Raw genomic sequence first — 11,692 nt, forward strand, 5'->3', positions numbered from 1 at the left:
TTAATAATCTATTGTTAATAATATTATATCATATTAACGCGGTGAACTGTTAAAGTAATTAGATGTAATAAGAGGCTGCCGAAGGGTTTTTCGACAGCCTGAGGCTGAAAATCAGCCTCTTTTTTATTATGACAAGAATTCAGCGGGATTTAAGCCAAGTTCGCGGCAAATATCCGATACCATTTGCTTTTCGTTGTGATCAAAATTCCCATCTGCATAACCAATTGCAATACAATACCGAGCTACCAGCCTGGCTATTTCCGGCTTCGTCCTAATGGCCCCGAGTGCCTTAAAAGCATCAGCCCGTCCAAGCATCCGGTCATTCTGCAATTTCGATACATAAAGGTTAAACTTTTGAATCACCTTGTTCGTATCAAAAACCCGTAGCTCTTCACTTTGATGAATAAAATCCAGCATTTTCTGGCGTTCCGAAGCATCTAGATATCCATCAGCCATCGCTACTAATGCGCATGCAGCTACAACCGCGTCCATAACATCCTGGCTTTTATAGCGATTAAATAAATCCTGTGCTTTCCGCTTTTGATTGTTAGCCCATTCTGCATAATCCGTTTGAGAAGGAGACCAAGAATTTCCACACTGATTGCAGGTGAATTTAAGCTGATTTTGCCCAATAAATCCGCCAAGTAATCCAATTGGCCCAAGAATTAATCCGCCGATTGCAGCTTTTCCTAAACCAAAACCCTTTTTTCCTGTCCGTATGTTGGTGGAGTGGCAGCGAGGACAAGCAATGTCGTCTCCACCATATGTTTGGTGAGAACCTGAAGCAGCAGGAAAAGCGGTTCCAGAGTATCCATATGCTGGCTGTTGATAGGAGGAATCTGGCTGCAAATGAACCGGCGGCTGTGAATGGTATGTAGACGGGTTCGCCTGACTTTGCCTATATGGGTCATAATGGCTTTGGTCAGCTTGCCACGATGACTGCTGCTGGGTCTGTTGCTGAAAAGAATTACCTTGCCCCAGGTTATGTTGGAACGGTTGTTGATTGAACTGTGGTGAAGGAGCTGCTGGTTGTTCATCCACATCGATCCCAAAGTTACGGCACAACGCGGCTAGGCCGCCTTGAAAACCGCTAGCAATGGCGTTAAACTTCCATTCTCCGTTATGACGGTATAACTCCGCTGCCACAATGGCTGTCTCAACGGTGAAATCTCTTCCTAAGTTAAACCGTAATAATTCTTCATTGGTCATTTCGTTGAAAATCCTGACGTAGGCATCAGAGATTTGTCCAAAATTTTGTCCTTTTATTTGAGCATCATGAATGGTGATGGTAAAAGCAACGCGATGGATATGGGGCGGAACAAGATTTAGGTTGATACGGAGTTGTTCATCATCCCGAACACCTGAACCAATACGGTTATCGCCGCTATAGGTAATCGAGCCGTTACCCCCGGAAGGATTATTATAAAACACAAAGTCTTGATCGCTTTGAACTTTACCGTTTGCCCCTAATAAAAATGCCGAAGCGTCCAAATCAAAATTTGAACCCTGATTGCCAATGTTCCAACCTAGTCCAACGACTACATTTTGTAATCCGGGATGGGTCTTTGTTAAATCTACCTTCTGTCCTTTACTTAATGAAACACCCAATATTTTCACTTCCTATCTATAATCCATATTATGTTTATTATAATGTATTTAACTAATAGTGGAAAATAAAAAGAGAACTATCTTCTGATTTATCGGGATGTAAGATTAACTAACATAATATTTATCAATTTTCGCTATTTATTTTAAGAACAGTTTGAATTAAAATATATATTATTCTATAATATTTAGAAAATAGAGAAATTTAAATGAAAGGGGATAAAAGGGGAAGTTTAGTTGTTGATATAAAAGGGTTTTGTAGGACGACCAATTGAACCGTGAAGAGAGACAAGCAGCACGATCATGCAGCCGAGTTATTATGACGAAAGTAATAAATGGGAAATCACTTCGAATTCCAAATCGTGGTAAGTGATAGTTAATGATAGATTCGCGAAGCCTGTCAAGTAAAGCTTGTCATGACCGAGGTAGCATTAAGAATAACATACTGTTAGGAAGTGGTCATACGTGAATACATATTATATAAAACGTTTGGTCTCAATGATCATTACGTTGTGGCTGATTATTACTGGGACGTTTTTCCTAATGCATTCAGTCCCAGGGTCTCCTTTTAATGAAGAAAGAAGGACGAATGAAGCTGTACAAAAAAACCTTGAGGCCTATTACAATTTGGATAAGCCGCTTATGGTTCAGTATGGCAATTATTTAAAGCAACTTGTTCAAGGTGACTTGGGACCATCAATAAAAAAATCGTCCCAGACCGTAAATGATATGCTCGGCAGGGGTTTCCCTGTTTCGTTCGAACTAGGCTTTTATACACTCCTTGTCGCAATCATTTCTGGAATTATATTGGGGGTCATTGCGGCACTAAGACATAACGGTTTTATTGACTATTTAGCGATGAGCATTGCGGTTATTGGAATTTCTGTACCAAACTTTGTTATGGCTACTCTATTAATCCAGCAACTCGCGGTTAATTTTCCTATTTTCCCGGTTGCTACTTGGCAGAGTCCCAAGCATATGGTATTGCCAATCTTGGCGCTCGCTACAGGACCAATGGCAATTATCGCTCGGTTAACCCGTTCGAGCATGTTGGAGGTATTAACACAGGATTACATAAAAACTGCTAAAGCCAAAGGGCTGTCACCAGTGAAAATTGTTTTTAAACATGCCTTGAGAAATGCTCTATTACCAGTAGTAACAGTATTAGGCTCATTGGCTGCCAGCATCTTAACCGGTACGTTTGTCATTGAAAAAATATTTGCTATCCCGGGGATGGGAAAGTATTTTGTCGACAGTATCAATAACCGTGATTATCCGGTTATTATGGGCACTACCATTTTCTATAGTGCGATTTTAATCTTTATGCTGCTTTTAGTAGATTTAGCATATGGATTCTTAGATCCTCGTATTAAACTAGGTAAAAAGGAGGCGAAATAATGGAACTGCGCAAACAAGAAACATTAAATATTTCGCCTGATATTCCGGATGAGTGGTTTACCCCGAAGGAGAAAAATATAAAGCAAGCAGAAACTGTGGTAAGACCAAGCCTTTCCTATTGGAAAGATTCGTGGCACAGGCTGTTGAAAAACAAGTTAGCAATGGCAGGTTTAGTTTTTCTCGTATTTTTAGCTGTGTTTGCTATTTTCGGTCCGATCATTTCACCGCATACAGTTGAAAAACAAACATTGCTGGATCAAAATCTCCCTCCATCAGGTAAATACTGGTTCGGAACGGATGATTTAGGACGTGATGTGTTCACGCGAACAGCGTATGGGGCACGAATATCATTGTTCGTCGGGTTGATGGCGGCCCTAATCGATTTTGTTATAGGGGTAACCTATGGTGGTATTGCCGGCTATAAAGGCGGCCGTGTGGATAATTTGATGATGCGGTTTGTAGAAATTTTATATGGATTGCCCTATCTGCTAGTCGTCATCCTTGTCATGGTCGTAATTGGACCTGGATTAACGACCATCATTCTAGCATTGTCAATTACAGGTTGGGTTGGAATGGCTAGGATCGTCAGGGGGCAAGTTCTACAAATTAAAAACTATGAGTTTGTGCTCGCATCCAAAACATTTGGCACCAAAACATCGCGAATCATCCGCAAGAATTTGCTGCCAAATACCATGGGCCCAATTATCGTTCAAATGACACTGACCATTCCTTCAGCCATTTTTGCGGAAGCTTTCTTAAGCTTTATCGGTCTAGGAATTCAAGCTCCACATGCTAGTTGGGGAGTAATGGCTAATGATGGACTATCTACGATTCTATCAGGCTATTGGTGGAGGTTATTCTTCCCAACCTTATTTATATCATTAACCATGTTTGCATTTAATGTTCTAGGTGATGGGCTTCAGGACGCCTTAGATCCAAAGTTGAGGAGGTAGCAGCATGGAAAAAATACTTCAAGTTAAAGATCTTCACGTATCCTTTTCAACATACGGCGGTGAAGTGAAGGCCGTCCGCGGGGTCAGTTTCGATTTACATGAAGGGGAAACCTTAGCTATCGTTGGAGAATCAGGATGCGGGAAAAGTGTCACTTCTCAAACCATTATGAAATTAATTCCGAATCCGCCTGGTAAGATAACAGGCGGGGAAATTCTTTTTAAAGGTAAAGATCTAATAAAACTAAAGGAACCGGAAATGCGGAAAGTTCGCGGGGCGAATATTTCGATGATTTTCCAGGATCCAATGACAGCCTTAAACCCAACGCTGACCATTGGCGATCAGATTATGGAAGGGATCAAGCAACATGAGCACCTTTCCAATGACCAAGCCAAGCAGGTGGCACTTGAGATGCTAAATCTTGTTGGAATTCCAAATCCTGAAATACGGCTGAAGCAATATCCTCACCAATTTAGCGGTGGGATGAGACAGCGGATTGTCATCGCGATGGCACTCGTTTGCCGTCCGGATGTGTTAATAGCAGATGAACCGACTACAGCACTGGATGTAACAATACAGGCGCAAATTCTCGAGTTGTTCCGTGACATTCAAAAGAAAACAGGGGTTTCGATTATCTTGATTACCCATGATTTAGGGGTCGTGGCCCAGGTTGCTGACCGGATTGCTGTTATGTATGCCGGGAGAATTGTTGAAATCGGTTCCAGGCGGGAGATTTTTTACAGCCCGCAGCACCCATATACAAAAGGATTGCTAAAATCCGTACCAAGATTAGATATGGAAAAGGCGGAATTAATCCCAATTCCGGGAACACCTCCAGATTTGTTTTTACCACCAGTAGGTTGTGCTTTTGCCGCCCGCTGTCCGTATGCCATGGAGGTTTGTGACAAAGTCTACCCGTTTAAATCGCAATTAACCAACCAGCATTCTGTTGATTGCTGGCTGCAAGATGAACGGGCCCAAAAACTGGTTTCAAAATATTAATATAAACTATCTAGGGGGTAAAACATGAAAAAGCTTGTAACAATTTTGACAGCTGTCATGTTGGCATTTGCTTTGGCTGCTTGTACAGCAAATAAAGATGCCGGAAGTGAACCAAAGAAAAATGAAGGCAAGTCAGGCGAAAAAACCGAAAAAGTGCTGAATTGGAACAATGGGCAAGAACCTACTTCGTTTGACCCGCCAATTGGATTTGATGCTGTTTCTTGGAATGCATTGAACAATTTAATGGAAGGTTTGACCCGTTTGGATGAGAAACATGAGCCACAGGCTGCGATTGCAGAAAAATGGGATGTTTCTAAAGATGGTAAAACGTACACTTTCCACATCCGTGATAATGCCAAATGGTCAAATGGTGACGATGTAACAGCTGGTGACTTTGTCTTTGCTTGGAAACGTTTATTAGATCCTAATACGGCTTCTTCTGCAGCATTCCTTGCCTATTTTATTGAAGGCGGCGAAGCTTACAATAACGGTGAAGGATCTGCCGATGACGTAAAGGTAAAAGCGGTCGACGATAAAACATTTGAAGTGACATTAGTCAGCCCACAAGCTTATTTCTTAAGTGTTATTACTAATCCTTGCTTCTTCCCAATTAATGAAAAAGTGGCCAAAGAAAATCCAAATTGGTTTGCGGAAGCAGACTCATTTGTAGCAAATGGACCATACAAATTATCTGAATGGAACCATGACAGTAACTTTGTAATGGTGAAGAATGATAAGTATTGGGATGCTAAAAATGTCAAAATCGACAAAATTAATTGGGCAATGGTCGATGATGATAATACGGAATATCAAATGTATACGACTGGCGAACTTGACTCTTCTGATGTTCCGCCAGAATTAGCTGAAAAGTTGTTTAAAGATGGTAAAGTAAAAGTTGAAGACCAAGCCGGATTGTATTTCTATCGCTTAAACGTGAATAAAGCTCCATTCAATAATGTAAATATCCGCAAGGCATTTGCTATGGCGATTAACCAAAAGCAAATTGTTGATCTTGTGACAAGAAACCAAGAAAAGCCTGCATACGGATTTGTATCACCTGGCTTTAATGATGCAAATGGTAAAGACTTCCGTAAAACAAGCGGAGACTTAGTAAAGACCGATGCAGCAAAAGCTAAAGAATTATTGAAAAAAGGAATGGAAGAAGAAGGGTACACGACTCTTCCAGAAGTTACTTTAACTTACAGCACCAGCGATATTCATAAAAAAATGGCTGAAGCCGTTCAGCAAATGATAAAAGAAAACATTGGTGTCGATGTTAAATTGGCAGGTATGGAAAGTAACGTATTTACGGATGAACAAAAAGCATTAAACCTACAGTTTAGCAGAAGTTCTTTCCTAAATGACTATGCCGATCCAATCAACTCCTTAGAGAACTTTGTTACTGGTTCCCCAATGAACCGTACTGGCTGGAGCAATGCCGAGTTCGACCAATTAATTAAGGATGCCAAATTGGAAAAAGATGAAAAGAAACGCTTTGACATGATGTATAAAGCTGAAAAAATCTTATTTGACGAAATGCCAATTATTCCTGTTCATTTCTATAACCAAGTCTACTTACAAAGTGATGCAGTAACTGGTATCGTACGTCACCCAGTTGGCTACTTGGAGTTAAAATGGGCAGATAAGAAGTAAGGAAAAGAATCAAGGGGGTGTTCGATAGAACATCCCTTTTGTCCTAAAGAAATATGATAAAAGAGAGGGGAGGAGATTGGATGAATAAGATAAAGCCACAGCGGCTTTTCAAAGGAGATACGGTTGGTGTTATTGCACCTGCCAGTCCGCCAGATATGGATGATTTTGAAAAGGGGATTCAATTTTTAAAGGATTTAGGGTTAAATATTAAACTTGGTAAAAACATTCGACAAGTATATGGCTATTTGGCCGGCACTGATCAAGAGAGACTAGACGATTTACATGAAATGTTTGAGGATCCAGAAGTTAAGGCGATCTTTTGTGCCCGAGGCGGATATGGAACGGGAAGAATTGCCTCGAGAATCAATTATCAAATCATAAAAAATAATCCTAAGATATTTTTCGGCTATAGTGATATTACATTTTTACATACTAGCATTCGCCAGAAGACTGGGCTCGTGACCTTTCATGGCCCCATGCTGGCGTCAGATATCGGTCAAGACGATGTTCACTCCTTATCCAAAGAAGGTTATTTACAATTATTCGACCCTAAAGAATTGGATTATTCAGAGGAATTATCACCATTGGAAGTACTGGTTGAAGGCAAGGCCAGCGGTGAATTGGTTGGCGGCAATTTGTCATTGATCATTAGCACACTGGGAACTAAATTTGAATTGGATACAAAAGGAAAACTCTTATTTATTGAGGATGTTCACGAAGAACCCCGTGCTGTTGACCGCATGCTCAACCAGCTGTATATGGCTGGAAAGCTTACAGAGGCCAGTGGTATCTTAATCGGTGATTTCAGTGACTCTGCCTCAAAAAGAGAGGTCACGTTATCATTAGAAGAGGTCATCGGGCACTATGTACAACTTGCAGGGAAACCGGCTGTAAAAGGGTTTCAAATCGGTCATTGCAATCCTAATATAACCATCCCTTTTGGTGTGGACGCAAAATTAAATACATTTGAAAAAAGACTCATTGTCGATAGTGGCATCTTGTAAAGGACGGATAAAAAATGAAGATAGAGCAAGTGGATACCTTTAGAGTGGCTGTACCGCTAATAAAACCATTTAAAACGGCGTTACGGACTGTTACAACAGCAGAATCTGTTTACGTAAAGATTACTTGTGACAACGGTATTGTTGGTTGGGGAGAAGCACCGCCGACTGTGGTAATCACTGGCGATAGCATGTTAAGCATTGAAGCGGCTATCCATGAAGTCATAAAACCATTTTTGCTCAACAAGAGTTTATTAAACTATGAATTGATTTTTCAAGGCTTAAAAACGATTTTAGTAGGGAATTCAAGTGCTAAAGCAGCAGTAGATATGGCATTGTACGACTGCTTGGCACAAAATTGCAAGCTGCCTTTATACCAATTTCTTGGCGGCCATAAAAAAGAAGTAGAAACCGATTTTACCGTTAGCGTGAACGGACCGGAGGAAATGGGCGAAGACGCCGTTCGTTATGTCCAAAATGGTTTTAATGTTCTAAAGGTAAAAGTGGGTAAAGATGATATTGCGAAAGATCTCGACCGAATAAAGGAAATTAGGAATCGCGTTGGTTACGATATAAAATTGCGACTAGATGCCAATCAAGGATGGACACCTAAGGATGCCATCCGGGCAATCCGTAAGCTCGAAGACAGTGGACTAGGCATAGAACTCGTGGAACAGCCTGTTAAAGCCGCAGACATCGAAGGTCTTAAACAAGTCACGGATAACGTGGAAACTTTGATTATGGCGGACGAAAGTGTATTTACGCCAAAACAGGCATTTCAAGTTTTAACCACAAGAAGTGCGGATTTAATCAATATTAAATTAATGAAAGCGGGTGGTATTTACCAAGCCCAAATCATTAATGCCTTGGCTGAAACCTGTGGAGTGGAGTGTATGGTCGGTAGTATGATTGAAACAAAGATTGGACTAACCGCTGCGGCCCATTTTGCTGCAAGCAAACAGAATATCACCCGTTATGATTTTGACGCACCGTTAATGCTGGCAAAGGACCCTGTAGATGGTGGCATTCAATATAACGGAAGGCATATCACATTGCCTGAAACGCCAGGTCTAGGGATTAAACAGGTAAGTTTAGTTGGAGGTGTTTAAAAGTGGATAGAAGGCTTGTGAATGTTTCGGTTGCGACCGTTTGGACATCTTATAATTCTGCTAGAGAAATAGACTGGGATGCTGTAACGAACCCTGTTAATCTCGATGATTGGTTGAACAGTTTGACTTTTGAGACCAGGTTAAGTTTATGCGATGATAATCTAGTTCAAACACAGCTCCTATATGGGCAGGAAGTATTGCTCATAGAAGAGAAAGAGGAATGGGCGCATATTTTAATTCCGGAACAGCCTACATCGAAGAATGGTTCGGGTTATCCCGGATGGGTACCCAAATCCCAACTGACCAGGTGTGAGGATGACTGGAATCTAACAACTGGTCCAGTGGTAGTGGTTACCAAACCCAAAGCTCATTTATTAAAAAATCTGCCTCTGGAGCTCTCGTTTCAAACGACATTGCCGCTTCTAAAAGAAGAGGATGATAAGGTATGGGTAAGGACACCAGATGGAACAGGTGCTCTAGATTGGCAAAATGTTGTTGTCTTTGAAAGATTAGCAGACCGATATAAAGGAACAGGTAAGGATATTGTTGCCGCAGGGGAGCAATTCCTGGGGCTGCCATATCTTTGGGGCGGCATGAGCAGCTATGGTTATGATTGCTCGGGATTGAGTTATTCGATGTGTAAGGCTAACGGTTATATTATCCCAAGGGATGCTCATGATCAAGCTAACCATGGAAAGAGCGTGCCATTAGCAGAAATAAAACCAGGAGATCTGCTGTTTTTTGCCTACGAGCAAGGAAAAGGCAGTATTCATCATGTTGGAATTTATTATGGTGACGGAAAACTACTACATTCTCCGAATACTGGGAAAACAGTGGAGATTATCGATCTAGCAGGAACCATCTACGAACAAGAACTATGCGCAGCAAGACGCTACTGGCTGGGGCTGGATACGGAGGTATAGTATGGAAAAGCAGGCTTTATTACAGGTAAAAAATTTAAAAAAACATTTCCAATTGGGGAAAGATGAAAATCTTAAAGCAGTTGATGGTGTTTCGTTTCACATTAATAAGGGTGAAACATTAGGAATTGTAGGAGAATCCGGATGTGGGAAGTCCACTGCTGGAAGAACCATTATCGGTTTATATGATGTGACCGAAGGAGAAGTTATTTTTAACGGAAAGAATATTCACTCGTTTAACAAGAAGGAACGCTTTGAGTTCCATCGGCAAATGCAAATGATATTTCAGGATCCGTACGCTTCCTTAAATCCAAGATCAACCGTAGCTGAAATTATTTCTGAGCCAATGGAAGTACATGGAATGTTTGCAAGTAAGCAGGAACGATTACAACGGGTATATCAGCTGTTGGAGGATGTTGGTTTAAGTAAAGAACATGCGAGCCGTTACCCGCATGAATTCAGCGGCGGACAACGCCAGCGGATTGGCATTGCTCGAGCACTGGCCTTAGACCCAGAATTTATCATTGCTGATGAACCAATTTCGGCACTTGATGTGTCTGTACAAGCGCAAGTTGTAAATCTATTAATGCGTCTTCAGAAAGAAAAGGGCTTAACGTATCTGTTTATTGCCCATGATTTATCGATGGTCAAGCAGATTAGTGATAGAATTGGTGTTATGTATCTAGGACATTTAGTTGAGTTAACAACAAGCAAGGAATTATATCATAAACCGATGCATCCGTATACCCAAGCGTTGCTCTCTGCAATTCCGATTCCTGACCCCGATATCGAGGATAAGCGGGAAAGAATTATCTTAAAAGGAGAGTTGCCAAGTCCAATTAATCCACCAAGCGGATGTGTATTTAGGACCCGCTGTCCAATGGCAATGGAAGTATGTGCCACGGTTCGCCCTGCATGGCAAGAACTAGAGAAAAATCATTTTGTTGCCTGCCATTTATATGATAAGGAAAAATCCTCCGGTCAAGATTATTCCCAGGTTGCGGCAACGAGGTAAATATGCATCCATTAGAAGTTAAAATAGCGGAAGAGCTAATCGAATTTAAGGGAAGAATCGGGCTTGCTATCGAAATCGGTAATGTGCGGTTAGATTTCAATTCACAGGATGTGTTTCCTTCTGCCAGTGTTATTAAGGTTCCAATTTTAATAGAGGGCCTTCGGCAGTGTGACGCCGGATTGATTAACCTAGATGAATTGATTAGGATTGAAAATAGGGCTGGTGGGTCAGGCGTGCTGGAGTCGCTTTCTTCAGAGGCGAGATTAACATTATTGGACTTATTAACATTAATGATTACCGTCTCAGATAATACCGCCACCAATATGCTGATTGACAGATTAGGAATTGAATCCATCAATCGCACAATCACAAAAATAGGGATGACCGGCACGGTACTGAATCGAAAGATGATGGACTTCGAAGCAAAGGAACGAGGCCTTGACAATAAAACAAGCGCTGCAGATATGGTTTGCTGTTTAAAGGCGATGAATGAAGGAAGTATTCTATCAGAGACGAGCCGCAGCCTTGCCTTAAAAATCATGCATGCTCAGCAGTTTCAGGATAAGCTTCCTGCCATGATGGATTTGGATAAAATTTATGTGGCAAATAAAACCGGCAGTTTGCCAAAGGTCGAGAATGACTGTGCAATTATGGCCTATAACGACCAAACTGCCTATGTAGCCATCTTAACAGACGAACTTGATGAACCTTATACCGCAAGACAGGTTATCAGCAGGATTGGGAAATACATTTATGATTATATGGTTAAAGCTAAATAAATTAACAAAAGGGCTGACGAAACGTCAGTCCAAATTGTCGAGGAAGGGGATATTTCTCGGCAATTTTTTTATTTTTGTGATTTAAAAATTGGTTTTACAAATAAATTGTCGATGCTATGGGGCCTGTGGATTTCCACTCCAGGTGCTTCGTGGACCTTAGGGTGTGCCAGGGAGCCTCCTGATATGAACGAAACTGTCAAGGCCCCCACTCTAAATTTGTATTTTGATTACTTTTGGGTAACTCTAAGTAGAGAAGCTA

General features: G+C 41.2%; 10 protein-coding genes. 9 read left to right on the forward strand and 1 reads right to left on the reverse strand.

The window, feature by feature from the left end; all coding sequences use genetic code 11:
• Positions 1 to 126 precede the first annotated feature (126 nt).
• Positions 127 to 1,608 carry a TerD family protein gene (locus tag BN2425_RS04275; protein ID WP_042455422.1) on the reverse strand — a complete coding sequence of 494 codons (1,482 nt, stop codon included), beginning with the start codon at positions 1,606 to 1,608 and terminating at the stop codon, positions 127 to 129.
• Positions 1,609 to 2,070: 462 nt separating this feature from the next.
• Here BN2425_RS04275 and BN2425_RS04280 point away from each other — a divergent pair, with 462 nt between their 5' ends.
• The 9 genes from BN2425_RS04280 to BN2425_RS04320 all read left to right on the forward strand — a co-directional run bounded on the left by BN2425_RS04280 (position 2,071) and on the right by BN2425_RS04320 (position 11,433).
• Entirely contained in the window at positions 2,071 to 3,003 is a 933-nt protein-coding gene (locus BN2425_RS04280) for an ABC transporter permease (RefSeq protein ID WP_042455425.1), read from the forward strand.
• Complete coding sequence (locus BN2425_RS04285; RefSeq protein ID WP_042455426.1) at positions 3,003 to 3,956, forward strand: ABC transporter permease; 954 nt, start codon at positions 3,003 to 3,005, stop codon at positions 3,954 to 3,956. The genes BN2425_RS04280 and BN2425_RS04285 overlap by 1 nt, the downstream gene beginning before the upstream one ends.
• Before the next feature lie 4 nt (positions 3,957 to 3,960).
• A complete protein-coding gene (locus BN2425_RS04290; RefSeq protein ID WP_042455428.1) occupies positions 3,961 to 4,956 on the forward strand; it encodes an ABC transporter ATP-binding protein in 996 nt (331 codons plus the stop codon).
• A gap of 24 nt (positions 4,957 to 4,980) precedes the next feature.
• On the forward strand, positions 4,981 to 6,609 hold the full coding sequence (locus tag BN2425_RS04295; RefSeq protein WP_042455431.1) for a peptide ABC transporter substrate-binding protein: 1,629 nt from the start codon (positions 4,981 to 4,983) through the stop codon (positions 6,607 to 6,609).
• Between the two features lie 80 nt (positions 6,610 to 6,689).
• Entirely contained in the window at positions 6,690 to 7,613 is a 924-nt protein-coding gene (locus tag BN2425_RS04300) for a S66 peptidase family protein (RefSeq protein WP_042455434.1), read from the forward strand.
• 14 nt (positions 7,614 to 7,627) lie between these two features.
• The gene (locus tag BN2425_RS04305; RefSeq protein ID WP_042455437.1) at positions 7,628 to 8,719 is read left to right on the forward strand and encodes a mandelate racemase/muconate lactonizing enzyme family protein; all 1,092 of its coding nucleotides are present in this window, start codon (positions 7,628 to 7,630) and stop codon (positions 8,717 to 8,719) included.
• 2 nt (positions 8,720 to 8,721) lie between these two features.
• Complete coding sequence (locus BN2425_RS04310) at positions 8,722 to 9,642, forward strand: C40 family peptidase (RefSeq protein WP_042455440.1); 921 nt, start codon at positions 8,722 to 8,724, stop codon at positions 9,640 to 9,642.
• A gap of 1 nt (position 9,643) precedes the next feature.
• Complete coding sequence (locus BN2425_RS04315; RefSeq protein WP_042455443.1) at positions 9,644 to 10,654, forward strand: ABC transporter ATP-binding protein; 1,011 nt, start codon at positions 9,644 to 9,646, stop codon at positions 10,652 to 10,654.
• A gap of 2 nt (positions 10,655 to 10,656) precedes the next feature.
• The gene (locus BN2425_RS04320) at positions 10,657 to 11,433 is read left to right on the forward strand and encodes a serine hydrolase (RefSeq protein ID WP_042455447.1); all 777 of its coding nucleotides are present in this window, start codon (positions 10,657 to 10,659) and stop codon (positions 11,431 to 11,433) included.
• The last annotated feature ends 259 nt before the right edge of the window (positions 11,434 to 11,692 follow it).

The organism is Neobacillus dielmonensis (assembly GCF_000612665.1).
Lineage (GTDB): Bacteria > Bacillota > Bacilli > Bacillales > Cytobacillaceae > Neobacillus > Neobacillus dielmonensis.